This is a genomic window from Microbulbifer sp. NBRC 101763 (assembly GCF_040371615.1).
Taxonomy (GTDB): Bacteria; Pseudomonadota; Gammaproteobacteria; order Pseudomonadales; family Cellvibrionaceae; genus Microbulbifer; species Microbulbifer variabilis.
Window position 1 is genome coordinate 142,874 of record NZ_BAABQV010000009.1, and the last position, 24,343, is coordinate 167,216.

General features: G+C 51.6%; 23 protein-coding genes. 8 read left to right on the top strand and 15 right to left on the bottom strand.

The genetic code is table 11. From position 1 onward, the window contains the following. Positions 1–11 precede the first annotated feature (11 nt). Both ABWV76_RS20385 and epmB read right to left on the bottom strand, forming a co-directional pair. Positions 12–2,099 (bottom strand): EAL domain-containing response regulator, encoded by a 2,088-nt coding sequence (locus ABWV76_RS20385; RefSeq protein WP_020411595.1) that lies wholly within the window; start codon positions 2,097–2,099, stop codon positions 12–14. A 342-nt stretch (positions 2,100–2,441) separates the two neighbouring features. Further along, complete coding sequence (gene epmB / locus ABWV76_RS20390) at positions 2,442–3,482, bottom strand: EF-P beta-lysylation protein EpmB (protein WP_020411596.1); 1,041 nt, start codon at positions 3,480–3,482, stop codon at positions 2,442–2,444. A gap of 676 nt (positions 3,483–4,158) precedes the next feature. On the opposite strand from epmB, the gene ABWV76_RS20395 reads away from it, so the two are divergent. The 4 genes from ABWV76_RS20395 to epmA all read left to right on the top strand — a co-directional run bounded on the left by ABWV76_RS20395 (position 4,159) and on the right by epmA (position 7,693). Continuing rightward, positions 4,159–4,869: an iron-containing redox enzyme family protein gene (locus ABWV76_RS20395; RefSeq protein ID WP_020411598.1), complete on the top strand. Its 711-nt coding sequence runs from the start codon at positions 4,159–4,161 to the stop codon at positions 4,867–4,869. A gap of 167 nt (positions 4,870–5,036) precedes the next feature. Further along, positions 5,037–5,831 carry an aldolase gene (locus ABWV76_RS20400; protein WP_020411599.1) on the top strand — a complete coding sequence of 265 codons (795 nt, stop codon included), beginning with the start codon at positions 5,037–5,039 and terminating at the stop codon, positions 5,829–5,831. A gap of 282 nt (positions 5,832–6,113) precedes the next feature. After that, complete coding sequence (efp, locus tag ABWV76_RS20405; RefSeq protein ID WP_020411600.1) at positions 6,114–6,686, top strand: elongation factor P; 573 nt, start codon at positions 6,114–6,116, stop codon at positions 6,684–6,686. Positions 6,687–6,739: 53 nt separating this feature from the next. After that, the gene (gene epmA, locus ABWV76_RS20410) at positions 6,740–7,693 is read left to right on the top strand and encodes an EF-P lysine aminoacylase EpmA (protein WP_020411601.1); all 954 of its coding nucleotides are present in this window, start codon (positions 6,740–6,742) and stop codon (positions 7,691–7,693) included. A gap of 37 nt (positions 7,694–7,730) precedes the next feature. Here the strand turns inward: epmA and ABWV76_RS20415 are convergent, their stop codons facing one another. From ABWV76_RS20415 to ABWV76_RS20465, 11 genes are all read right to left on the bottom strand, one after another. Further along, positions 7,731–8,531 carry a GNAT family N-acetyltransferase gene (locus ABWV76_RS20415; protein WP_020411602.1) on the bottom strand — a complete coding sequence of 267 codons (801 nt, stop codon included), beginning with the start codon at positions 8,529–8,531 and terminating at the stop codon, positions 7,731–7,733. Positions 8,532–8,612: 81 nt separating this feature from the next. Further along, positions 8,613–9,440 (bottom strand): serine O-acetyltransferase, encoded by an 828-nt coding sequence (gene cysE, locus ABWV76_RS20420; RefSeq protein ID WP_245556646.1) that lies wholly within the window; start codon positions 9,438–9,440, stop codon positions 8,613–8,615. A 1-nt stretch (position 9,441) separates the two neighbouring features. Further along, entirely contained in the window at positions 9,442–10,428 is a 987-nt protein-coding gene (locus ABWV76_RS20425; RefSeq protein WP_020411604.1) for a serine/threonine protein kinase, read from the bottom strand. A gap of 160 nt (positions 10,429–10,588) precedes the next feature. Then, entirely contained in the window at positions 10,589–11,059 is a 471-nt protein-coding gene (locus tag ABWV76_RS20430) for an ankyrin repeat domain-containing protein (protein WP_353377104.1), read from the bottom strand. 54 nt (positions 11,060–11,113) lie between these two features. Further along, positions 11,114–12,613: a catalase gene (locus tag ABWV76_RS20435; protein WP_020411606.1), complete on the bottom strand. Its 1,500-nt coding sequence runs from the start codon at positions 12,611–12,613 to the stop codon at positions 11,114–11,116. 156 nt (positions 12,614–12,769) lie between these two features. Next, positions 12,770–13,153: a DUF6632 domain-containing protein gene (locus ABWV76_RS20440; protein ID WP_020411607.1), complete on the bottom strand. Its 384-nt coding sequence runs from the start codon at positions 13,151–13,153 to the stop codon at positions 12,770–12,772. A 40-nt stretch (positions 13,154–13,193) separates the two neighbouring features. Beyond that, a complete protein-coding gene (locus tag ABWV76_RS20445) occupies positions 13,194–13,571 on the bottom strand; it encodes a VOC family protein (RefSeq protein ID WP_020411608.1) in 378 nt (125 codons plus the stop codon). Positions 13,572–13,802: 231 nt separating this feature from the next. Then, a complete protein-coding gene (locus ABWV76_RS20450) occupies positions 13,803–14,219 on the bottom strand; it encodes a RipA family octameric membrane protein (protein ID WP_020411609.1) in 417 nt (138 codons plus the stop codon). A gap of 194 nt (positions 14,220–14,413) precedes the next feature. Then, complete coding sequence (gene acs / locus ABWV76_RS20455) at positions 14,414–16,351, bottom strand: acetate--CoA ligase (protein ID WP_020411610.1); 1,938 nt, start codon at positions 16,349–16,351, stop codon at positions 14,414–14,416. A gap of 243 nt (positions 16,352–16,594) precedes the next feature. After that, complete coding sequence (locus ABWV76_RS20460; protein WP_282951838.1) at positions 16,595–16,960, bottom strand: cupin domain-containing protein; 366 nt, start codon at positions 16,958–16,960, stop codon at positions 16,595–16,597. A gap of 57 nt (positions 16,961–17,017) precedes the next feature. Then, the gene (locus tag ABWV76_RS20465; RefSeq protein WP_353377105.1) at positions 17,018–17,503 is read right to left on the bottom strand and encodes a 2-thiouracil desulfurase family protein; all 486 of its coding nucleotides are present in this window, start codon (positions 17,501–17,503) and stop codon (positions 17,018–17,020) included. A gap of 180 nt (positions 17,504–17,683) precedes the next feature. On the opposite strand from ABWV76_RS20465, the gene ABWV76_RS20470 reads away from it, so the two are divergent. Further along, entirely contained in the window at positions 17,684–18,601 is a 918-nt protein-coding gene (locus ABWV76_RS20470) for a polysaccharide deacetylase family protein (protein WP_353377106.1), read from the top strand. A 44-nt stretch (positions 18,602–18,645) separates the two neighbouring features. Here the strand turns inward: ABWV76_RS20470 and panD are convergent, their stop codons facing one another. Further along, positions 18,646–19,032, bottom strand: coding sequence for an aspartate 1-decarboxylase (gene panD, locus ABWV76_RS20475; RefSeq protein ID WP_020411614.1), 387 nt, complete (start codon positions 19,030–19,032; stop codon positions 18,646–18,648). A gap of 14 nt (positions 19,033–19,046) precedes the next feature. Next, positions 19,047–19,895: a pantoate--beta-alanine ligase gene (gene panC / locus ABWV76_RS20480; protein ID WP_353377107.1), complete on the bottom strand. Its 849-nt coding sequence runs from the start codon at positions 19,893–19,895 to the stop codon at positions 19,047–19,049. Positions 19,896–20,189: 294 nt separating this feature from the next. Between panC and ABWV76_RS20485 the strand changes: the two genes are divergently transcribed. From ABWV76_RS20485 to ABWV76_RS20495, 3 genes are all read left to right on the top strand, one after another. Continuing rightward, positions 20,190–20,891 (top strand): DUF6515 family protein, encoded by a 702-nt coding sequence (locus tag ABWV76_RS20485; RefSeq protein ID WP_020411616.1) that lies wholly within the window; start codon positions 20,190–20,192, stop codon positions 20,889–20,891. A gap of 241 nt (positions 20,892–21,132) precedes the next feature. Continuing rightward, entirely contained in the window at positions 21,133–23,055 is a 1,923-nt protein-coding gene (speA, locus tag ABWV76_RS20490) for a biosynthetic arginine decarboxylase (protein WP_353377108.1), read from the top strand. Positions 23,056–23,112: 57 nt separating this feature from the next. Further along, on the top strand, positions 23,113–24,306 hold the full coding sequence (locus tag ABWV76_RS20495; RefSeq protein WP_020411618.1) for a saccharopine dehydrogenase family protein: 1,194 nt from the start codon (positions 23,113–23,115) through the stop codon (positions 24,304–24,306). The last annotated feature ends 37 nt before the right edge of the window (positions 24,307–24,343 follow it).

Here is a 24,343-nt window from a genome sequence, read left to right on the forward strand (position 1 = left end):
GCTTGCGGAAATTAATCCAGACTAAAGTCGAAACTCATTTCCTCCGCCGGAGCCTGCACATAGTAGCCCTGGATATAATCGGTACCGGTTTGCCACAGGGTGGGTAACATGCTGGCCTGCTCGATATGAGGCACAATCACCTTGGTCTCTGCCTCACCCAAACGCTGTACCAGCCCGGCTAAAGATTCGCTGCTCTCTCCCTCGTCCTGAACTTCACGCACAAACGACGGATCTACCTTGGCCATATCCACCTTTACATGCTCCAGAGCTTTGAAGGGGTTCAAGCCGGTACCGAAGTGGCACACAGCCACACGGCAACCGAGCTGCTGCACCTGGGTAGTGAAATCACGCGCTGCGTGCAGGTTGCTGGTGATGTCCTCCTGGCGCAACTGGAAAATCACCGTGCTTGGCGGAACTTTGGCAGCCTTGAAAGCCACCCCCAGCCAGGCAGGCAAACTCGTATCGAGCAGGGAAGCTGTGGTCATATGCAGCATCAGCGATACATCCTTACCCTTAGCGCGAGCCGCAGCGGCAGCCTTAATCGCGGTGAGAATCACCCAGCGGTCCATCTTGGCGGAAAGACCAGCGTCGCCCAATTCCTGCAGGAACGCCAGTGGTGCCAGTTCTTCCTTGTCATCGAGCATACGCACCAGCACTTCATACATTTGCTCCCCGGTGCCCTGCAGGCTCAGGATCGGCTGGAATAAAAGCTTTAGGTTTCCCGCCTCCAGGGCCTGTACCACCCGAGCGCGGTGGTAAGTATCAGCATCAGCGCCACTTTCGGTATCCGGCTCATACAGGACGAAATTGCCACCCTGCCTCTCCTCTCCCAGAGCTTGCTTATGAGCCACCTGCGCCTGCTCGAGCACCTGCTGTGAACCACTGGAGGCCTCGCTTAGCAGGGAAATTCCAATAGAGGCAGTAACCTGCTGGGTTTTGCCTGCAGCGTCAAAAATGGTATCGGAAATTTTCTTCAGGATATCGCGCGCGCGCTGCTCAATACTGTCCGGCGTGGTATCCGGGCTCAACAGGCAGAAGCTGTCATCACTATAATGCGCCAGGGTATCACCGCTTCGCTGGCATCCCTGTAGCAGTTCAGCCATGGCTTTCTGCAGTGCGTCTGCACCTGCAACGCCTACGGTCTTTTGCACCTCCTCGGCAAAGCGATCCACCCGGATAAACATCAGGCCACCGGTGCGATGGGAGTCCGCTGCAGATTTAATCGTGGAGTCGAGTAACGATAAAAAGTGCTGTCGATTAAACAGGCCAGTTAGCGGGTCGCGGTTTTTAATATCACTGAGTTGGGCTTCCAATTGCTCAGTGTCGCCCTTGCGCATGGCGATGCGCACTTGCAGGCAGCGCTCCTCTTCGTAAGTAGTACTGAGTACCTCCGCGCGAGTGGGTAACGGATCACCTGCAACGGTTCGAGCAGTAAACTTCCACTCCTTAGCTTCCACTTCATTGTTATCGATCGCACAGCGCTTGAGAAAATCCCGTGCGCCTCCCTGCTCATTTTCAGCCAGCATGTCGATCAGTGGCTGGTACTCAACATCCTCACCACTTTCATAGCCAAAGCGCTCGGCGAAAGAGTCATTGGCATAAACGATTAGCCCATCGGATACATAGGCTATTGCATCCTTGGAACTGTCCAGAAGCTCTTTGGCACGACCGAGAGTTGCGTGGTAACGACGATCATGCAGGCGTGCCTGGCGACGGTTATCCAAGGCGAGCATCTCTCGCTGAATCACCAGCAGAAGGTGCTGGTCCTCATCTACTGTCACCACATCCCGTGCACCCTGTTTTAACCCCTCCACAATTGGCTGGGAACCACTGCGTTCGGTCAACAGGATAACCGGTACATCTTTTTGCAGCTTACTGATGGTGCGTAGCGCCACTGCCGGCGGAATCTGGGTGCTACCCTCTGCGGCGATCACAAGGTCCCAGGTTTTATCCTGTACCAAGCGAGTAAAGACCGCTTCACTGGCAACATGCTGAGCCCGGTTGGGTCGACCCGCGTTGTGCAGCATGCTGACCAAGCGCTGCGCCTCGGAGGGCATATCGTGAATCAGGAGAAGTCGGATAGTGTCGTTGCTACTCATTTTTTGCTCTATTTATTCAGGGCAGCGTACCGCTACCGCATGCGGTAAGTTTAGGGGCCTCCTGTAGTGGCATACAAGGCCACATCGGGGTGGTACGCGTGACTCAAGTCACACAAATCTCCCTGTCGTAAATGCACGCCTTAGAATTATCATCTGCTAATTAGCAATCACTAATTGGCTCTGGAAACCTTATCTCTTTCAACCTACAGCCTAAGACGAGCCCAGAGCTCGGCGGCAACTATATAGATAGGCGAGTCGGTACATTTAGCCTAGATCAATTTAACGCTATTTTTACAGCACTTTAATCCTGGTACTTTATAGAGGAATAACCTTCTGTATTTTCTAGTTGCTTTCAGATAACTCTATGGGTGTTTTGGAGGGTACACCGGGGATTTCCCGCACCAATTTCGGTACCAAGTATCCAGGCAATCGATGACGTAGTTCTTCAATTATTTGCAACGCCCTGCTATCACTCACTTCAAAATGCGCCGCACCCTTGACCCTATCTAACTGGTGCAGGTAATAAGGCAACACGCCCGCGTCAAACAGTGTTTCGCTAAGGCCTTCCAGGGCTGCACAACTATCATTGATACCACGCAACAGTACCGCTTGATTCAGCAATGTGACTCCAGCAGCGCGAAGACAAGAAAGTGCGTTACGTACCTCATCATCAATTTCGTTGGCGTGATTACAGTGCAGAACCAATACCGGCTTCAGGCGTGAGCCAGTAAACCAGGACAGCATTTCGTCGGTGATACGGCTCGGCGCCACTATTGGTAAGCGGGTGTGAATGCGCAGTTTATCCAGATGTGCTATCTGCACCAGCTCATTACTTAGCCAAGAGAGCTGGCGATCATTGATCACCAAAGGATCACCACCGCTTAAAATCACTTCTCGCAACTCCGTATGTGCACGCACATAATCCAGAGCCGCCGACCACTGCTTTCGATTCAGGTGGTTCTCACTGTAGGGAAATTCGCGGCGAAAACAGTAACGACAATTCACCGCACATTGCCCTGCAGTAATTAGCAGCAGGCGACCGTGATACTTATGCACCACTCCGGGCAGAGGGTTTGCCTCAGCCTCCTGAAGAGGGTCTGCACTAAACCCCACCACTGTTTCCAACTCTGCAGCACCGGGTAAAACCTGCAGAAGTAATGGATCTTTCGGGTCAGCAGGTCGCATACGCTTGATAAATGGACGCGGCACGCGCAAGGAAAACTGGCTACTAGCATTCAGGGCTTCGGGTAATTGGGCTGGATCCAATTGCAACAACCGGATTAGCTCGGCAGGATCAGTGACCACATCAGATAAATCATCCTGCCAGCGGCGGGACTCACGAGTGCCGATCAGTTTGCTGTCGATAGGTGATGGATTCGCCATAGGGTTACGCAGGCATTAGGGAAAACACTAGAGGTGAGGCAATTGTACCAGAAGCGGACTACAGCCCGGGCAACTCTGCGATGCATGCCCGAATAAGCCTGGCTCGAAGCCAAATATCATCAAAGCAAGAGGATCAGAACCATATAGTCACGCGCACTGCAAACCAACAAATATCGATCCAGGCCGAAAAGCTCGACCTGAACCCTATGAAGCAAGCCCAACGCAAGAGTTTATCCGTATATTTTCCAACTATTGTCTATTCAACTTCATCACAAAAACAGTAAAAAAAAATTGAAGAATAAACTAGCGCCAAACGGCTTGTGAAAACAGTAGTAGCAATACGGTTCGCCCCAGCAGGTCCCTATGGGCTTGGCCTGGAAGCGAAGCGGCAACTTCACCGCCCGAGAGAACAAAGAATTATCCTTGAATAAAGAAACACGCTTAGTAAAAAAATAACTATCAAATTGAAAATATTACTTTTCGTACAAATTTCTTTAGGAAATTCTTCATAATTCCCCCATTCCCAACAGGGTTAATACGGTGTTAATTTAACCAAAGACAAAGCAATAATAACCTTGTCTTTCTTGAATTCAGTGCACTCGAATTTCAATAAAAATTAAATCGGGGTAATAACCTAGCCCTGCAGAAAAATGGAATTACAAAAAGGAAAAATTCGATGGAAATGCAGCTCGAATTACTTGAGGCAAATAAAGATTTACTGATTGAGCAGACCCGCGCTCATCCTTTCCTCAAGCGCTGCCGCGATGGCTCTGTAACCATAGAAGAGCTGAAAATTTTCCTGGTACAACAGGGAATTTACAGTAGTTACTTCGTGCGTTACCTGTGTGCGATGATGGCAAATCTCCCCAGTAATAAAGAGGTTCACGAACTGGCAGAAAACCTGATGGAGGAGCTTGGCCTGGAGCCGGACAGCCCCAAGCCACATGCAGAAATTTACCGTGAAACCCTCGAGCATTTTGGCTTGAGCCTGGAAAATGCGGAAATGCTGCCGGGCACTCAATATTTGATAGACACTATGTTCCAGCACTGTCGCGACCTGCGTGCAAGCTCCGGTCTGGGCGCACTGTGTCTGGGAGCCGAAGCCTTGGTACCGGATCTGTACAGCGATATTGTTGCCGGCTTCCGCTCCTGTGGTATCGCTGACAAACATCTCACCTTCTTCTTGCTGCACATTGAATGTGATGATGGTCATGCAGAAACCATTCGTGACATTATGATCGAGATCGGCAGTCAGGATGCCTCGCAACTCGACGTTATGCTGGATGCAGGCCGCCGCCTGGTACAAGCCCGCCAGCAGTTTTTTGACTCGATCGAAACTGCCTACCACGCCATGACCCCAGAGCAAGTCCAGGCAATCCCTGCCTAAGCCGTGTGTGCCCAGCAACTAAAAAGTAGCTGGGCACTGCACAAGGATGTGAAGGCAATAGCACTAACCCCACACCTGTTGCGATAAATTCAAAATGGGATTTTTCTAGAGGCATTCTGCAAGACAGTGCCCCTCGAAATCCTATGCTATCAGCATTGGAGTACAACATGGCTGAAACACTATCCATGCAAAAACGCGAGCTTATTGAGCGCGCTAGCAAATCCATGAAACTACACTTGGACATGCCCCAATGGTCCCTGCGGGAGAAGCTTGCACTTACCTGCCGCATTTTATTTACTCATGGGCACGATTCCGGTTTGGCAGGGCAAATTACAGCCCGCGCAGAAACCCCGGGCAATTACTATACCCAGCGCCTTGGCTTAGGCTTTGATGAAATTACCGCATCCAACCTGCTCGAAGTCAACGAAGACCTTGATGTCCTGTCCGGTGAAGGGATGGCTAACCCCGCTAACCGTTTTCATACTTGGATTTACCGAGCAAGGCCGGATGTAAAGTGTATTGTGCATTCCCACCCAATTCATATTTCCGCACTGTCCATGCTGGAGCGTCCACTGAAAATTTCCCATATGGACGCCTGCATGTTGTATGAGGATATCGCTTTCCTCAAAGAGTGGCCCGGCGTACCGGTAGGAAACAACGAAGGCGAAATTATTGCTGAGGCAATAGGGGACAAACGTGCCATTCTCCTTGCCCACCATGGTCTGATCATCGCATGTCGCTCGGTGGAGGAAGCCTGCTCCATGGCCCTGCAATGCGAGCGTGCCGCCCAGCTGCAGATGCTGGCGGAATCTGCAGGTACCATTCAGGACATAGCGCCGGAGTTGGGCCGCGAGGCTCACGATTGGATACTGCAGGAAAAGCGCAGCCAGGCAACCTTTGCCTATTACGCCAGGCGCCTGCTGCGGGACATTGATAACACCAGCGATAACCCCCTGAGCTGATACACACTCCTGTCACCCTCTTCAGTCCGCAAGCCTTGCGGTTCGCGGACTGCTTCAAATCTACCACTAGGCCCAGCCGTAGCGCTTCGTTCAAGGCGCCCCCCTCCTGTATAATCTCGCCCCATCTTTTCAGGGCTGCCGGTGAATTCTTTGCGCCGGAGCCGAACGAGTCGCTCGCAGCTATCAGATTTGGCGGCAGCCAACAGAGCTACCCGGCCTGAACGGGAAGAAAAACTCGTTAAAAATCATATAGATAAACGACTTATAAGGGCTCTATTTGCTATGGCTAGTTACTCCACCAACGAATTTAAGGGCGGCCTCAAGGTAATGCTGGACGGCGACCCCTGCTCTATCGTGGAAAACGAGTTCGTAAAACCTGGCAAGGGCCAGGCATTTAACCGCGTAAAACTGCGCAACCTGAAGACCGGACGAGTTTGGGAACGTACCTTCCGCTCCGGCGAGAGCCTGGAAAGCGCGGATGTAATGGATCGCGAAATGGAATACCTCTACAACGATGGAGAGTTCTACCATTTCATGGAGCCAGAAACTTTCGAACAGCACCAGGCCAGTACAGATGCCGTGGGGGATGCAGCTAAGTGGCTCAAGGAACAGGATATTTGCACTGTGACCCTTTACAACGGTGTACCGCTGGCAGTAACCCCCCCCAATCATGTGATCCTTGAAATCACTGACACCGACCCTGGCCTGCGCGGTGATACCGCCCAGGGTGGCACCAAGCCCGCTACCCTGGCTACCGGCGCCGTAGTTAAGGTGCCCCTGTTCCTGGAGATTGGCGAAACCATCAAAGTGGACACGCGCACCGGCGAATATCTGGGCCGCGCCAAAGAAGACTGATTTTTCCTTCCCTGTGGGCGGCCACCCGGCCGCCCGCTGCCTGAGCCACTTCAATGACTACTGACCTATGGCGCCCCAGCGCCACCATTAAAGCCCTGCGCCAACGCGCCTCGCTTCTAGCAAAGATCCGCCACTTTTTTACCCAACGCCAGATTTTGGAGGCGGACGTACCGGTGCTATCACGCCGCGCTACCAGCGATCCACACATCGAATCTATCAGTGCCCTGTGTATTGGCTCTCCCGCCTACCTCGCCACCAGCCCGGAGTTCGGCTTAAAACGGCTGCTGGCCGCAGGCATTGGCGACTGCTACTACTTGGGCAAAGCCTTTCGTCAGGGCGAGGCAGGTAGCCGCCACAATCCGGAATTTACCATGCTGGAGTGGTACCGCTGCGGTTGGGATGACCACCGCCTGATGGATGAGGTAGCAGACTTACTCCGCAAGGTACTGGGTATTTCCCAGGTGCAATCCCTCAGTTATCGCGCGCTTTTTCAGCGTGAACTACAACTGGACCCCCACAGCGCCAGCGACAGAGAGTTGATCGCCTGTGTCGAACGGGAAGTGGAGTTGTCCTTTACCCCTGTCGAGCGTGCCGAATGCCTCGATCTACTGATGAGTCATCGCCTGGAGCCCGCCATGGGCGAGGGTATTACCCTGCTCTTCGACTTCCCCGCTGACCAGGCCGCACTCGCCAAAGTGATTCCAGACGAACAGGGCATTCCGGTCGCGCGTCGCTTTGAGGCCTATGTCGGAGGGCTGGAATTGGCAAACGGCTACTGGGAGTTGACCGACAGCACCGAACAGCTACGTCGTTTCGAGGCAGACTTGGCCTACCGAAGGGCCCATAACCGCATTGCAAACCCCTTTGAAGAACGCCTGGTTTCTGCCATGCAAGAGGGCATGCCCGAATGTGCAGGTGTGGCTTTAGGGGTGGACCGCCTGTTGATGCTGGCAGGAGGCTATGACTCTATCGAGGATGTCATCGCCTTCCCCATAGAGCGCGCCTAAATTCTACTGATACCTACTCACTAACGTGTACAGTAAGTTAGGGAGAGTAAACATAGCGGGCTACTTCGCCCACAGCAAAAAAACCACAATCCAGAGGCAATTGCTGTTTATTCGCCGGCGCAAGTGCCACCAGGCTGCGATGGTGGCTGGCCTGGGCCTGCTGAAGCAAGTGACGAAAGAGTGCACGGCCGATTCCACGGCTCCGGTATGCCTCTAACGTAACGAGGTCATAAAGACCCAATGCATCGGCGGAGGCAAACAGGCAACCCGCCGCCACTGGGGTACCCTCCAAGCGCGCGAGAACAAACTTGAGCCGCGCACGTTTCTGTTCAGGTATATCTACCAACGCCCGATAAAACTTTTTCAGCTGCGCCCCTTCCTGGACGCTGCCACACCCAGCCGCCTGTACTTCTGCATAGCTGGCGAGATCCTCTTTTTTTACGGGGGATATCACCAATTTTTCATTTTCATCTGCCCCTGCCGCAGCATCCGGGCTGAGGCGCTGGATCTCTGCCGCCATAGCCACTTGCGACTGCCTGCGCTGCAAACCCATTTCTGCCAAGGCGCTGTCATCCTGAGGCTTGGAGGCACTGTGCCAAAGGGTAAAAGGACTGTGACGCTCAGCAAAATAATCCAGCGCAAACCGTTGCAGTATACGCGGTGGCATTACCGAATTTGAGACCACCTGGTTAAGACGACCCGACAGTAGACCACTATCGCTGCGCACTATTCCGGTGATTTCCTTGGTGTGATTTGGATTGAGTAAGCCCGCACAATAGCTGGCGTGGTTCTCGAGGTTTCGACAGACGAGGTTTTTGGCGCTGAGACTGTATTTCATGGGTACAAGGATAGTTCCATTTATCCGTTTCCCTTGGGAAGAAGTTACCCCGTTGTTTCAATACAAACGGAGTAACAATCGCTACTTTTCCACTTGTGAAAGGGCGCATTGATCCATGGACATAGCCGGCTGGGCACAAGTTGCCGGCCCCTGAACCTTGGCAGGTACCCCAGCCACCAGTGTCTTTTCCGGGACCGGTTTTAGTACCACACTGCCGGAGGCCACCTGGGCACATTCACCCACTTCAATATTGCCAAGTACTTTGCTACCAGCGCCAATCAGGACGCCACAGCGGATTTTCGGATGGCGATCGCCACTCTCTTTACCAGTACCACCCAGGGTCACCGACTGCATAATGGAGACATTATTCTCCACCACTGCGGTTTCACCGATAACAATACCGGTCGCGTGATCCAATAATATCCCCTCTCCCACCTTAGCTGCGGGGTGAATATCCACACTGAACACTACAGATACCCGATGTTGTAGAAATAATGCCAGTGAGCGGCGCTGCTGTTTCCACAACCAATGTGCCACCCGGTATACCTGCAGCGCGTGGAAGCCCTTGAAATATAAAAAGGGCTCAAAAAGGGAGTTACAGGCAGAGTCACGCAAGTAAATAGCATTCAGGTCTGCGCGGGCAGCGTGACCAATACTTGGGTCCGCCTCCAGGGCCTCATCGATCACTTCGCGGATCAACAATGCTGGTGCTACAGCGTTATCCAGTTTATTGGCCAGGTGAAAGCTAAGCGCCGCCTCCAGAGAGCTGTGATTGAGAATAGTGGCATGCAGAAAGCTGGCGAGAATGGGCTCCTGCTCTACTTGCTGCGCTACTTCAGTACGAATTCTTTCCCATAACAGGTCCGTCTTTGCCTCTGCGCAGGTGACATTCATTGCGGGTTTTTCCATGTTAGACCGCTCCCAGTGTCAGTGGAGGTTCCAGCAGCGCTGACTGCTGCTCGCGTAATGCCAGTATATGTTCAGCCCAATAGCGGGCCGTATTGAACCAGGGGAAAGCCTGGGGAAATGCCGGGTCCTGCCAGCGACGTGCCAGCCAGGCAGCGTGATGCATCTGGCGAAGGCAACGCAACGGTTCCACCAGCTGTAACTGCTGGGGATCAAAACGATAGAAGGTTTCATAACCTTCGAGAACCGTGTCCAGGTATGCAGTTTGCTCAGCGCGGTTGCCGGAGATCAACATCCAAATATCCTGGATAGCCGGCCCCATCAGGCAATCATCCAAGTCAACAAACCAGGGGGTGTCATCGCGCCACAGGAAGTTGCCGCTGTGGCAGTCACCGTGCAGGCGCAACAGATCCCAGTCACGCTCAAAAAGTGGGGCCACCTGCTCAATGATATGACCCGTAACGGAGGCATAGGCCTCCCGGTTCTCCAAGGGCAGGAAATCACCACCGAGAATAAATTCTCGGCTGTCGATGGCAAAGTGCTGAAGGGTCAGGGACGGGCGATGGCTAAACGGCTTAGCACTACCTACAGCATGGATGCGTCCAAGCATGGTCCCCACCTGCTCCAGGTGATCAAAATTATCCATTTCCAACTGGCGCCCACCGCGACGGGGAAACAACGCAAAGCGGAAACCTTGGGATTCCAGCAAGGTGCGTCCGTCAAATTGCAGGGGCGCCACTACGGGAATTTCCTCTTCTGCCAATTCCAGGGTGAACTGGTGCTCCTCCAATATCTGCTGATCGCTCCAGCGATCCGGGCGATAAAACTTGGCGATCAGTGGTTCCGTACCCTCAATACCCACCTGGTAAACGCGATTTTCATAGCTGTTTAAAGGGAAAATACGCGCATCAGAGACAAGCCCACTACTCTCAACGCAGTCAATCACCACGTCCGGCGTGAGGGCTTCGTAGGGATGGTGATTCTGGGCCATAGCGGGTACCAACTGGATTGCAGCTGGCTATGCTAACGCGGTGGCAGGGGCGGGGACAAACACTGAATTAGATTGTTATGCCTGGCTGTGGCCTCAGTAGAAAAATAAGTGCAGTGTTGCCGTTCGGCACTCTGACGTACCAGCCGTGCTCTATGCAATTTTAACCGCCATTTTCCCGCTGTTGCTGCAATAGCTGAACTACGCGGTCGCGGCCAAACACCTTGGCAAAATCCTCTGCAGAGTGCCCAGCTTTATTGGCTTGCTGTGGATCACAATCCTGCTTAAGTAAAGTGCGGGCAAGGGCAAATTCACCGCGGAAAACCGCCGCCATCAGAGCAGTATTCCCACGCCGATCCTGTACACAGGCGTCAGCGCTCTTTCGCAATAGGTAGTTCACCGCCTGCGCATTGCCGTTATAAGTAGCAATCATAAGGGCCGTATAGCCTTTGGAATTGCGAACATCCAGAGGAAAACCCGCTTCGGAAAATTCACGCAATACTTCAGTATCACCGACCCTGGCCGCAGCAAAATAATACCGGGAGAGTTCGGCAAAACCAGAGCCGGCATTTCCTGGCTCTTCGGCCTGAACACCCAGGGCAAGTAAGAGCAGCGTGGATAATATTGATCTCATAGTTGCATCTCTCAAATATTGCGGGTGACAAAGCCACCCGCTCTCCAGTTAAATTTACTGAACCAGTTTCCTGACTCGAACCAAATCTCCACCAACAGCTTTGGTCAGGCGTTGTCCGTAATCATTGTCGGCTTGGTAGAAGTAGCTCAGCATAATGTGCTTGGTATTGTCATCGCGCACTTTACCCAGATCGCCAGCCAGGTTTTCGATCAGATTCTGGCGTTCTTCCGGGCTCAGACTGCGATAGAAGGCACCCGCCTGAGCAAAAGGCAGCTTCTTCTCAATCGCCTTTTGCTGGGTGCGACCACTTAGAGGTTTACTGCTGTAAAGGCCTTTCGGGTCCTCATTGCGCACATCGATGCGGCTCGGCTGGTAATTCACAGTAGAAGCCTGTTGACCGTAATTGCCTGCTCCATCCTGATTCCAGTTGGTTACCACCACGCGGGGGCGGTTGATCGGCAACTGCTGGTGGTTGGCGCCCAGGCGATACATTTGAGTATCAGAGTAGGAAAACACACGCCCCTGTAACAAGCGGTCTTCAGATGGCTCAATACCGGGAACAATATTGGCTGGCGCAAACGCGGATTGTTCGGTTTCCTGGAAGAAATTAGTGGGCACACGGTTGAGCGTCATAGTGCCGACTTTGGTTTCTTTCACGTCCAACCACATTTTGGTGGCATCTAACGGATTGTAATTAAAACTGTTCAGCTGCGAGGGCTTCAGCACTTTAATATACAAGTCCCACTGGGGATATTCGCCCTTTTCAATCGCCGCATACATATCGCGGGTAGCATGACTGAAGTCCTTGCTCTGAATTTCCGCTGCCTCTTCCGCAGTCAGGTTTTTAATACCCTGACGGGTTTTCCAATGAAATTTCACATAATTCACATCACCCTTGTCATTAACAAGCTTATAGGCGTGAACGCCCCAGCCATCCATCTGACGCAAATTGGCTGGTGTACCGTAATCGGAATAGACCCAACTCAACATATGGGTGGATTCCGGCACGTGGCTAAAAAAATCAAAGAAGCGATTGGGGTCCTGCTGATTAGTCACCGGGGAGGGCTTCAGCGAATGAACCATATCCGGGAATTTAATCGCATCACGGATAAAAAATACCGGCAGGTTATTCCCTACCAAATCCCAGTTACCTTCTTCTGTATAAAATTTGGTGGCAAATCCACGCGGATCGCGCAGGGTTTCCGGTGAACCCTTAGAGTGAATTACAGTAGAAAAGCGCACAAACACGGGAGTTTTGCTACCGGGCTCAAAGACCGCAGCGCGCGTTAAGTGGCTGATATCCGCTATAGGCACAAATTCACCGTGAACTCCGGTTCCTCGCGCATGCACCACTCTCTCAGGGATACGTTCTCGCGCGAAGCGTTGCAATTTCTGAATTAAGTGCACATCCTGTAATAGGTTACCGCCATTCTCTCCTGCAGTCTGGGAGTTCTGGTTATCACCCACCGGCGCACCATTATCGCGGGTAAGTGTCTCAGCATTGGCGCCTCCTATGAGGCCAATAGTTAATGCAAATAAGGGAAGGTATTTCATCGCTGGGTTTGCCCCTGTAGTTGTTTCTATCACAGGGGAAAAGCTTATAGGGGCGAACAATAAGCTGGAAATTGGACCTTATTATCGTTCTTATAGCGGGGATTAATTGAGAGAGAAAGTTGAATTACCCCAGAGATAATGCCCTCAATTATCCTGTTATTTTTTCACATGCTTGGGCATCAGATACCAAAGGATTACAGCAACCAAATAAAGCGCAGGTATATCTCCCATCAGGTTTTCTCGCTCTGTAACATCAACAAGGGCCTGAATTAACATAATGGTTGCATGCACCAGACTCGACCAAATAGTAAACCAAATTAAGCTGGCATTAGCCGCCGGGTTTTTGGCCGCGCGAATTAGAAATACTCCCAGGGTGGCATATACACCCATTATCATCTGCTCATATTCCGGTTGTCGAGGAGTCCAGCCCCATCCCGCAGGCCATATCCACATCATCATTGGAAAAATAGCCAGAATAAAAATCAAGCCAACAACAACCAGCGCAATAGACAGATACTTGGCGCGAGCATTATCATCCATAAAGCTCTCCAGCAGTTATCAGTTAAGTTAAGCTCTTCAGCTAGCCCTGCAGGTCGCCTGGAAGATGGCAGACCACTTCCAGGTTATTGCCATCGGGATCTAAAACGTAGGCCGCATAGTAGTCTGGGTGATACTGCTCATAGACGTCGGGCACACCATTATCGGTGCCTCCGGCCTGGAGCGCGGCCCGGTAGAAATCACGCACCACCTCGCGCTCTTCCGCGCGAAATGCGATATGTAATTGTCCGCTGGCAGGTCCGCTACTATAGATCCAGAACTCAGGTTTATCCGCCCAGCCAAAACCGGCAGAATTATCAAACTCCATCACCAGCTCATATCCCAGAGGAGTGAGGGACTGGCGGTAAAAGTCACTGCTACGCGCAAGGTCCTGAACTGGAATTTTGATATGGTCCAACATGCATAAGCTTCCAAAGTAAAGCAGTGGCAATATCGACAACCTGCAAGATAGTCCAGCGGATTGAAGTGTGCCCTTTTTGGGGAAAATCATGTCGGCTTTTACAGCCTATGAGACTGTCTTTAAGCGAACAAAAAACTCAGTAGAGAATGCCATTGCGTATACAAATCTCAAATGACATATCTAATTTGGCCAGGAAAACTGGCCAGAAAAATTTAGTATTCACGTCATCATCTAAGGGGTGACATACCAATGATGTAATCCATAGGCCGCCACCCCAAAACCAAAGATAAGCTGGCCAACTAGTAGCACACGAAATGCAAACGTATATCGAGCGAGATCCCCCCTGCGTATTGCGTCATTGGAAAAGATCCTGGCTTCCTCTGGAAAATTCTGCTCCAACGTTTTAAGAGCCGGCACAGCAAGTTTAAGTAGTTGACGGCTTCGGATATCCATTAGCCAGAATACAGTTACCAGGATTACCACAAATCCGCCCAGCAGAGCCAGGATAAGCGGATGAAAGTTTTTCTCTACCGCGGTGAAGATGCCCCCCTCGACAAACATGGTTAATACCACAAAGAAATTAAATACCTTGAGTCGCTGATCTGCGGCAAAACGGTAGTGCTCGCAAAGATACTGTCCCTGCTCCAAACGGATTCTCCTTTACTGCATTGAGCAACTGGGCTTACCCCAATCTGCTAAAAGCTTGTCGTTATGTTCAAGCCTTGTCAGCTATAAAATGGCTGTTTTTACTGCCAGTAAAAAAGCCGGGCTAAACCCGGCTTTTGCATTATGCCTCAGCGCGCTATGGCGACTAATCAAAGCATTGATGTGGTAAGTCTCTATTAGCGATTTTCGCGATGCTCTACCAGCTCGTCAACTACTGAAGGGTCCGCGAGTGTGGAGGTATCTCCCAAGTTATCCAGCTCATTACAAGCAATCTTACGCAAAATACGACGCATAATTTTGCCCGAGCGGGTTTTTGGTAATCCAGGTGCCCACTGGATGAAATCGGGCTTGGCAATAGGACCTATTTCTTTGGAACAGAGATCTATCAGCTCCTGATGCAGCGCATCAGAGGGAAGGCACCCTGACTTCAAAGTAACAAAAGCATAAATGCCCTGCCCCTTAATATCGTGGGGATAGCCAACGACTGCCGCTTCCGCCGTATCATTGTGCAATACCAGGGCACTCTCAATTTCCGCAGTGCCCAGGCGGTGGCCGGACACATTCAATACATCATCTATGCGGCCTGTAATCCAGTAGTAGCCATCCTCATCCCTGCGCGCCCCATCGCCGGTGAAGTAATAACCGGGATACATGGAGAAATAGGTATCGATCATGCGCTGGCGATCTCCGTAAACTCCACGAATTATTGAGGGCCAGCTTCTCTTGATCACCAAAGAACCCTCACCTACACCATGAATTTCCCTGCCGTTCCCATCTAAAAGCGCCGGCTGGACACCAAAGAATGGCTTGCTAGCGGAGCCGGGTTTAAGTGCCAGAGCTCCAGGCAGAGGGGTGATCATATGGGCACCAGTTTCAGTCTGCCACCAGGTGTCCACAATTGGGCAGCGCTCATCGCCAACTACCTTGTAGTACCACTCCCAGGCCTCCGGATTAATCGGCTCACCAACGGTACCCAGCAGACGTAATGAGCTTCGATCCGTACCTGTTACAAATTTATCACCGGCTCCCATCAGCGCGCGAATTGCTGTCGGCGCCGTGTAAAAGCTATTTACTTTGTGTTTATCTACAACCTGCCAGAACCGGGATGCATCGGGGTAAGTGGGTACTCCCTCAAACATTAAACTCGTAGCGCCAGCGCACAGGGGTCCATAGACGATATAGCTGTGTCCTGTGATCCAACCAACATCAGCAGTACACCAAAAAACCTCGCCCTCTTTGTAATCGAATACATATTTGAAAGTCATAGTGGCCATCAATAGATAGCCAGCAGTGTTGTGTAAAACTCCCTTGGGCTTTCCAGTAGATCCGGAGGTATACAAAATAAAGAGAGGGTCCTCTGCGCCGATAACTTCTGGCGGACAGTCACTTTCCATTTCGACCACGGACTCGGCATACCAGATATCCCGCTTACTGTCCCAGTCCACCGCTGTGCCCGTATGTTTAACCACTATCGCCGTATGCACATTGGGGCAGTCTGCCAATGCTTTATCCACATTGGCTTTCAGGGGCACTCGCTTGCCGCCGCGGACCGCTTCATCAGCAGTAATCACCAGGTGACAATCGGAATCGAGGATGCGATCTTTCAGGGATACCGGGGAGAAGCCACCAAACACGACCGAGTGCACCGCACCGATACGGGCACAGGCGAGCATAGCGTAGGCTGCCTCGGGGATCATCGGCATATAGATACAAACCCGATCCCCTTTTTTAACCCCTCGGGACTTCAGTAGGTTGGCCAGCCGACACACATTTTCGTATAGGCTTTGATAGCTGATTGCCTTGCTGTCCGCGGGATCATCCCCTTCCCAAAGAATCGCTGTCTGCTCGCCACGGTTGGCCAGATGTCGGTCAATACAGTTCACGGTTACGTTTAACTGACCATCAGAGAACCAGGCGGCGTGGCCTTTGTGCAGATCCTCCTCAAGAACTTGCGTAAACGGCTTGTCCCACTGCAAAAAGTCCTTGGCCTGTTGCGCCCAAAATGCCTCTGGGCTCTCCACCGATTGGCGGTACATTCTTTCGTAGTCTTCAGCGCTAATAAGCGCGTTGGCAGCAAAACTGGGGGGAACCGGGCGGGTATGCACTTCAGACATCATCCTCTCCTTTATTATTAGCGCAGCAAGGCCAGCTTAGAGAAACCTGAAATTATTAGAGCTTTATTCTTGCCACTTTATAACATAGCCACTGCGAAATAATCTCCACATCTCACAGCCCAGTGTATTGGTAGGCGATAATTCTATGCAGGCCCTGTAAGATAAAGCCACAACAAAAAAGAGGATAATGGAATAAAATCGGTTAATAAATCGCCTGTTTATTGCAGAAAATGCAGATACCGATTAAATCCAGATATCATTTTCAGCAGTTAACTCTCCACAGGCATCACCGGTATTAACAACCCCTTTGGGCTCAATCAGCAGGACTTCACATTCCTGTTCAGCCTTAGGTTTATGCTCCACACCTTTAGGCACTACTGTCATCTCACCGGGCCCCAGAGAAATGACTCTATCACGAAATTCAATCTCCATATTGCCCGAAATTACAATAAATACTTCATCGGTATCGGGATGATCATGCCAGGTAAACTCCCCTTGGATTTTCACCAGTTTTAACTGGTAATCATTCATCTGGGCAATTACCTTAGGGGACCAGTGTTCCGAGAAAAGACTCAGCTTTTCTTTAAAATTGACAACTTCAGAACTCACTTTTTGATGCGTAGTTATCATTGGTCTAAATTTATTTATGCTCAAAACTCAATTTGGTCAAGAAGAACCGATAAGTTCTCTGAGAATACCCACAGTATGCTGGCTAAATACCTGTATTCCCGATTTTTCAAGAAGCGCAGATACGACACCAACACCGACTATTTTCTTTCCTGAAAAACTGCCATCGTAAATATAACCGCTGCCGCAAGACGGGCTATTTTCAGTAAGCACTGCATAACGAATATTATGTCGACGACATAATTTGAGGGCCAGTTTAGCCCCCAACAAAAACTGGTCGGTTAAATCTTTTTTTTCGCTTCCTATAACTCTGGCTGCACCCGCTAAAATGTCTGCTCCATTACCACCGCTGATCTCCGCCGGCGCTCTCGGAATAGGCAGTCCGGCCGCAACTTCCGGACACAGAGGAACTATCTCCTGGGTTTCCACAAGCCAATCAAAATCACTGTTGTAGACCTCAACATCAGTACCGTTGTAACGCACGGCACACCCCAGGAGGCAGGAACTAACTAGTATTTGGGTCATATACACCTGCGACCAAAGAAGACACAATAGGGAATCCAGTTCAATGGTCAGTGTACTTTAGATTACACGGTGAGGATAAGTTGCCTGGCAAGCAGATTGAGACAGAAAGCCTGATTAGCAAGACAGGTCAAACCGGTCCTAGCGAACTGCCCATACATAAACTCATTAGAGACAGAAATCATGCAGCGTTCAATCTTATTGTTGATAATCTGCCTGTTAACAACCCCTGTGGCTAACGCCAAGCAACTGGCAATTACATTCGATGATGCCCCTCGTAAAGCCGATGGCTACTTTGATGGACCAACCCGAGCCAAAATGTTAATTGATAGCCTGAAAGAGCATCAGATTGGCAAAGTGACCTTTTTTTCCAATACCCGGTTCCTGGACAAGGAAGGCTTGGAGCGAATGCGCCTATACGACAGAGCCGGACATATTATTGGCAATCACACTCACAGCCATCCAAACTTTCTAAATACAGAGCTACCCACCTACCAGAAGGAGTTTCTACAGGCACACCAGTTACTCCAGCAATTTGACAATTTTAAGCCTTATTTTCGCTTCCCCTACCTGCGCGAAGGGGAGACTGTCGAAAAACGGGATGGCATGCGAAACCTGTTGCAGGAACATAATTATCTCAATGCCTATATCACCTTAAATAATTACGACTGGTATATCGAAGAGCTTTTCCAAACGGCAGTGAAAGATGGGAATCCGGTTGATTTGGAGAGACTCTCCAACTTTTATGTCGACGTCCTTATGGCAAGTATTAATTACTACGATGATATGGCAATTAAAAATCTCGGACGTTCACCCAAACACGTAATATTGCTGCATGAAATGGATATCACAGCACTGTTTATTGGTGATCTGGCTCAGCGACTAAGGCTGGAGGGGTGGGAAATAATTTCTTTGGAAGAGGCCTATCAGGACCCCATCGCTGATTACCAACTCGGTCAACCAATTAAATACAACCCCGGCAGAATTGGCGAAATCGCTCTAGCTAAAGGACAAAAGAAAAACCTCTGGCATTACACCCTGGATGAGTCCTACCTGGAAAAGAGGTTTAAACAGGAAGTGTTATTAATGTCTGGTCAATAAGCGGCAGAGATGCTACAGGGCACAACGCCCTGTAGCGAGAAGAATCAGGCTTCCGCTAACTGAACCGGAATAGTATTAGTGCTGCGCTCAACCTTGTTTTTCTCATCCAGGTAGACCAGCTTGGGCTTATGGCTATCAGCCTGTTCCTCGGTCATCTGCGCATAGGAAGCGATAATAATACGATCGCCCACCTGGACACGGCGAGCTGCAGCCCCATTCATAGAGATGATTCCTGAGCCGCGCTCGGCCAGGATTACATAGGTATGAAAACGCTCACCATTACTCACATTATAAATATCGATTTTCTCGAATTCGCGCAGACCGGCCAGCTCCACCAGCTCTCCATCAATTGCGCAGGAGCCGTCATACCAGAGTTCAGCCTGGGTCACCGCGGCCATATGCAGTTTGCACTTCAACATTTCGATTTGCATAGTTGGATGCCCCTTTAAAGTTCCAGGGAAACGTTGTCGATCAGGCGTGCAGCGCTGGTATACATCGCTCCCAGAATCGTAATTTGTTTGTCGTCATCTGCCGCCGGCTGTAAATCCTTGCTATAGCAGATGGAGAAATAATCTACGCGAAAACCGCTATCTTCTATACGCTTGCGCGCCTCTTCTTCAAGGGCGGCAAAGTCCCGACGCCCCGCAATGATCTCGTCTTTTGTCCAGTTCAGCGACTGGTTCAACACAGAAACCTTGGGCCTCTCATCCACCGTGATATAACCATTGCGGGAACTCATCGCCAGGCCATCCACCTCCCGGTGCACCGGGGCCGCAACAATTTCCACTGGCATGCACAGGTCTTCCACCATACGGCGAATCACCGCCAATTGTTGGAAATCCTTGATGCCAAATACGGCCTTATCCGGCTGTACAATATTGAAAAGCTTGGCCACTACCGTCGTCACCCCTTCGAAGTGGCCGGGACGGCTGGCACCACAAAGTACATCGGTCATAGCCGGGCAAACCACACGGGTCTGCTGATCCATGCCATTGGGGTAGATTTCGTTCTCATCAGGATGAAACAGGAAATCACACCCGGCTTCGCGCAACCTGGCCATATCCCGCTCCATGGTACGCGGATACTTGTCCCAATCCTCGTTCAGGCCAAATTGCAGGCGGTTAACGAAGATAGACACCACTACCAGATCGCAATGTTGCTGGGCAATCCTGACCAGTTCTATATGGGCATCGTGAAGGTTGCCCATCGTAGGCACGAACCCAACGGTCTTGCCGTCCCTGCGGGCTTTGGCCAGCGTCTCGCGCAGGCTCGCTACGTGGTGGAAGACTTGCATCTCTCTACCGCTCACTGTGAATCAGCGCGGCATAATACTCGCTGCGACCGGGTGTCTCAACAGAGCAAAAATCGCCACTATCTATAGGTTTCCGACGAGTGTACCGCTCAACTCCCCAGATTGGAGAAAACATTGACAATTGGATTATCAGTCACCCCCATCAGCTGCCTTTCTTTTGACTAGGTCTGCCTACAGTTCAGGAAGTGTTCAGACCCGCCAAGGCAAACTGCCCGCCAAGATACACAAAAGACCTCAAACGACATAACAGAGCCACTCGTGCTCGGGAGTGCTGCCATGAGACACCTTGCTACCGCCATCGCTACTGCGGGCTTGCTGCTGATAGCAACCCCAGCGCTGTCCGAAGTCAACCAGGGATACCAGCGTGCAATAGACCACGACCATCATGGGCAAGGGAGAGCTCAACGTGAGCAGCGTCATTTTGAGCGCAGCCATAAAAAGCATCACGATAAGCACTACGATCGCCAGCAGGAAAAAAAGCGTCGCAGGCAGGAGCGCAAGAAAGAGCAGCGCAGACAACAGCGCAGGGAAGAACGCAAACATCGCCGCGAAATTCGCCATGCTTACAATGATGGCTACAACAAAGGCTACAAGAAAGGCCACAGAAAAGGCCATCGGCATGGGCATCGCGCGGCTCATAGGCCCCTTTACCGCCACGGTTATCGCGGTCATCGCCCCCACCACCGTCCGACGCACTATGGTTATGGCTATCGCTGGCGCCACCTGCCTCGCAACTTCGTCAGTATTAGCATCGGTGCAGCCGGCTTCTATTACAGCGAGGGTATTTTTTACCGCCCGGCATCCCACGGCTATGTGGTAACCCATGCGCCCCATGGAGCCATAGTACACAGTTTGCCAGCCTCAGCACTCACCGTGATTGTCGGCGGCTACAACTACTACGTCGCTTACGATACCTACTATCTGTGGGACGATGTACGACGCGGTTACCGTGTAGTGCCACGACCCGGCCTGCTATAGCCCAATACCACCCCCCCACTCCTGCGGCCCTCGGGCCGCTTTTTTATTCCCCCTACTTCCATACCCCTCAAATCCGATCAAAAATCCAGCATTGTCACAGCACGCAAATACCTCTCAAATTGACTGAGCAATCATTTGGTTTTGCCGTATCAAAAATTAGCGTTTTTTTATCTATAGTTATTGCTTTCCAGCCCTGCTGGGCCCAAGATTCGCGCCCGCCAAAGGTCAACAGAAAGGCGCCATGAAACAGCAACAAGTAAAAGATTGGACTTGCGAAGATTCGGCCGAACTCTACGGCATCCGCAACTGGGGCGCCGGCTATTTCGATCTAAATGAAAACGGTGAAATTTCAGTTCAGGTAGAGGGCCAAAACGGAGAGTCCTACAGTGTTTCCCTGATGGAGATTGCCCGCGGCGCCACCGAACGCGGCCTGGGCATGCCGCTGTTATTGCGTATCGAAAACCTGCTCGATGCTCAGATCGCCCGCATCAACGAATCCTTTGCTCGCGCTATCGACAACTGTGGCTACAGCAACGTATTCCGTGGAGTCTTCCCCATCAAAGTGAACCAGCAATGTCAGGTGATCGAGGAGATCGCCACTGCTGGCAGTCACTTTAACCACGGTCTGGAGGCCGGCAGCAAGGCGGAGCTAATTGCGGCGCTATCTATTCTGGATAACACCGAATCCCTGATTGTCTGCAACGGCTACAAGGACGAGGAATTTATTAACCTCGGCCTGCAGGCACAGCGCCTGGGTATACAGGTTTTCTTTGTAGTGGAAACCCCCTCCGAAGTAGAGACCATTATTCGTTGTGCGGAACGCGAGCAGGTACGACCCAATATCGGCGCGCGGGTGAAACTCGCCTCCAAAGTGGGGGGCTATTGGAATGCCACCAGCGGCGACCGCAGTATCTTCGGGTTGGGCAGTAACGACCTGATTGCCATGGTCGACCAATTGCGCAATCACGATATGCTGGATTGTCTCAAGCTACTGCATTACCACCTGGGCTCACAGGTACCGAATATCCGAGATATTCGCACCGGTGTGCTGGAAGCCTGCCGCTACTATGCCGACCTTGTGGAGGAAGGAGCCCCCATGGGTTACCTGGACCTGGGCGGCGGCCTGGCAGTGGACTACGACGGCACGAAAACCAACTACACACACTCCAAGAACTATTCCCTGGATGAGTACTGTGTGGATGTTGTGGAAGCCATTATGGGCACCCTCGACAGTGAGGGCGTGGCACACCCGGTGATTATTACCGAGTCCGGTCGCGCCACTGTGGCATACTCCTCAGTGTTGCTGTTCGATATCCTCGATACCACCCGTTTTGAACCGGTGGAGCTCGAACATACCAAGATCAGTGACGGCGATCACCAGATGCTACTCAACCTGCAGGATGCGGTGCGCAATATCACTCCAAAAAACCTGCAGGAAAGCTACAACGATGCCCTCTATTACCGCGATGAATTGCGCTCCCTTTACCTGCATGGCCAGGTGAGCCTGCGCGAACGCGCCAATGCGGAAAACCTGTTCCTGCAGGGCGCCCAGGAAATTCGCAAACTGCTCGATGAGGCTGAGGAAATCCCAGCGGATCTACAGGCCCTACCAGAAGTTCTGTCGGATATTTACTACGCGAATATGAGCGTATTTCAATCGGTGCCGGATATCTGGGCCATCGACCAGGTGTTCCCTCTTCTGCCGGTCCACCGCTTGAACGAAGCACCGACACGTTCAGCCATCATTGCCGATATCACTTGTGACTGCGACGGCAAGATCGACCGTTTTATTGGCCGCGAAAAAGAACAGAAAACTCTGCCACTGCACGAGCTAAAAGAAGGTGAGGACTATATCCTCGGAACCTTCCTGATCGGCGCCTATCAGGAAACCCTTGGCGACCTGCACAACCTGTTTGGCGATACTAACGTAGTGAGCGTGCGAATCCAGGACGATGGCAGTATCGACTTCAGCCACGAGATTCACGGCGATAGTATTTCAGACGTACTGAGTTACGTAGAATACCAGCCCAAAGTGCTGTTCGAGCGCTTCCGTCGCCTGGCGGAGCGTGCGGTAAAACAGGGGTTGATTACCGCCGCGCAGCGCAAGCAGATCCTACAGACCTATACCGCTAGCATGAGCGGTTACACCTATTTTGAAAAATAAGGCCCTGCGCCTTTGAGAAGATAGCGGCAAGAAAAGCTGCAGATTGAGGAGACCTTTATGGCCAACGTACTGATCATCGGCGCCGGCGGCGTCGGCCAGGTTGTTGCGCACAAATGCGCCCAGGTTGCGGATGTATTTGAGAATATCACCCTGGCCAGTCGCACCAAGAGCAAGTGTGACAAGATTGCAGCCATGCTGCCGCGCAAAATCGATACTGCCGAAGTAGATGCAGACAACGTACCTGAGCTGGTCAAATTGATCGAGAAAGTGAAGCCGGACATGGTGATCAATGTGGCCCTGCCTTACCAGGATCTGCACATCATGGATGCCTGCCTGGAAACCGGCGTGCACTACCTGGACACCGCCAACTACGAGCCGCCGGAAGAGGCCAAGTTTGAATACAAATGGCAGTGGGCCTATCAGGAGAAGTTCGAGAAGGCCGGCCTGATGGCACTGCTGGGCAGCGGTTTCGATCCCGGTGTAACCAGTGTATTTACCGCCTACGCCAAGAAGCACCATTTCGATCGTATCCAAACCCTGGATATTCTCGACTGTAATGCCGGCGACCATGGCCTGCCGTTCGCTACTAATTTCAATCCGGAAATCAATATCCGCGAGATTACCGCCAACGGTCGCTACTGGGAGAACGGCCAGTGGGTTACCACCAAACCAATGGAAGAGAAACGTATCTTCAACTTCCCAGAAGGTATCGGTGACAAAGACATCTACCTGCTGTATCACGAAGAGCTTGAGTCCCTGTCCAAGCACTTCCCCGAAATCGAGCGCGCGCGCTTCTGGATGACCTTTGGGGAAAGCTACCTGAAGCACCTGGAAGTACTGCAAAACGTCGGCATGACCAGCATCGAGCCAGTGCAATTCCAGGGCCAGGAAATTGTGCCTATCCAGTTCCTCAAAGCCATGCTGCCTGATCCCGCCAGCCTGGGACCGCTGACCAAAGGCAAGACCTGCATAGGCAACATTATCCGGGGCACCAAAGACGGCAAAGAAAAGATCTACTACGTCTACAACACCTGCGACCATCAGGATTGCTACAAAGAAGTGCAGTCCCAGGCGATATCCTACACCACAGGCGTACCCGCTATGATCGGTGCCAAAATGATGATGGAGGGCAAGTGGATGAAGCCGGGTGTATGGAATATGGAGCAGTTGGACCCAGACCCCTTTATGGACGACTTGAATAAGTACGGCCTACCCTGGCAGGAAACCTGGTTGGATAAACCCTTCCAGTAATTGTGCACTTTTCCGCATACTCCTAGGGATGGGCGCC

Bases quoted from the DNA above. Each gene is read 5' to 3' on its own strand.
- ABWV76_RS20430 (WP_353377104.1), bottom strand. From the start codon at position 11,059: ATGAGATCAATATTATCCACGCTGCTCTTACTTGCCCTGGGTGTTCAG.
- ABWV76_RS20470 (WP_353377106.1), top strand. From the start codon at position 17,684: ATGCAGCGTTCAATCTTATTGTTGATAATCTGCCTGTTAACAACCCCT.
- cysE (WP_245556646.1), bottom strand. From the start codon at position 9,440: ATGGAAAAACCCGCAATGAATGTCACCTGCGCAGAGGCAAAGACGGAC.
- epmB (WP_020411596.1), bottom strand. From the start codon at position 3,482: ATGGCGAATCCATCACCTATCGACAGCAAACTGATCGGCACTCGTGAG.
- efp (WP_020411600.1), top strand. From the start codon at position 6,114: ATGGCTAGTTACTCCACCAACGAATTTAAGGGCGGCCTCAAGGTAATG.
- ABWV76_RS20415 (WP_020411602.1), bottom strand. From the start codon at position 8,531: ATGAAATACAGTCTCAGCGCCAAAAACCTCGTCTGTCGAAACCTCGAG.
- ABWV76_RS20445 (WP_020411608.1), bottom strand. From the start codon at position 13,571: ATGTTGGACCATATCAAAATTCCAGTTCAGGACCTTGCGCGTAGCAGT.
- ABWV76_RS20395 (WP_020411598.1), top strand. From the start codon at position 4,159: ATGGAAATGCAGCTCGAATTACTTGAGGCAAATAAAGATTTACTGATT.
- epmA (WP_020411601.1), top strand. From the start codon at position 6,740: ATGACTACTGACCTATGGCGCCCCAGCGCCACCATTAAAGCCCTGCGC.
- ABWV76_RS20465 (WP_353377105.1), bottom strand. From the start codon at position 17,503: ATGACCCAAATACTAGTTAGTTCCTGCCTCCTGGGGTGTGCCGTGCGT.
- speA (WP_353377108.1), top strand. From the start codon at position 21,133: ATGAAACAGCAACAAGTAAAAGATTGGACTTGCGAAGATTCGGCCGAA.
- ABWV76_RS20485 (WP_020411616.1), top strand. From the start codon at position 20,190: ATGAGACACCTTGCTACCGCCATCGCTACTGCGGGCTTGCTGCTGATA.
- ABWV76_RS20425 (WP_020411604.1), bottom strand. From the start codon at position 10,428: ATGGCCCAGAATCACCATCCCTACGAAGCCCTCACGCCGGACGTGGTG.
- ABWV76_RS20385 (WP_020411595.1), bottom strand. From the start codon at position 2,099: ATGAGTAGCAACGACACTATCCGACTTCTCCTGATTCACGATATGCCC.
- ABWV76_RS20495 (WP_020411618.1), top strand. From the start codon at position 23,113: ATGGCCAACGTACTGATCATCGGCGCCGGCGGCGTCGGCCAGGTTGTT.
- panD (WP_020411614.1), bottom strand. From the start codon at position 19,032: ATGCAAATCGAAATGTTGAAGTGCAAACTGCATATGGCCGCGGTGACC.
- ABWV76_RS20440 (WP_020411607.1), bottom strand. From the start codon at position 13,153: ATGGATGATAATGCTCGCGCCAAGTATCTGTCTATTGCGCTGGTTGTT.
- ABWV76_RS20435 (WP_020411606.1), bottom strand. From the start codon at position 12,613: ATGAAATACCTTCCCTTATTTGCATTAACTATTGGCCTCATAGGAGGC.
- panC (WP_353377107.1), bottom strand. From the start codon at position 19,895: ATGCAAGTCTTCCACCACGTAGCGAGCCTGCGCGAGACGCTGGCCAAA.
- ABWV76_RS20400 (WP_020411599.1), top strand. From the start codon at position 5,037: ATGGCTGAAACACTATCCATGCAAAAACGCGAGCTTATTGAGCGCGCT.
- acs (WP_020411610.1), bottom strand. From the start codon at position 16,351: ATGTCTGAAGTGCATACCCGCCCGGTTCCCCCCAGTTTTGCTGCCAAC.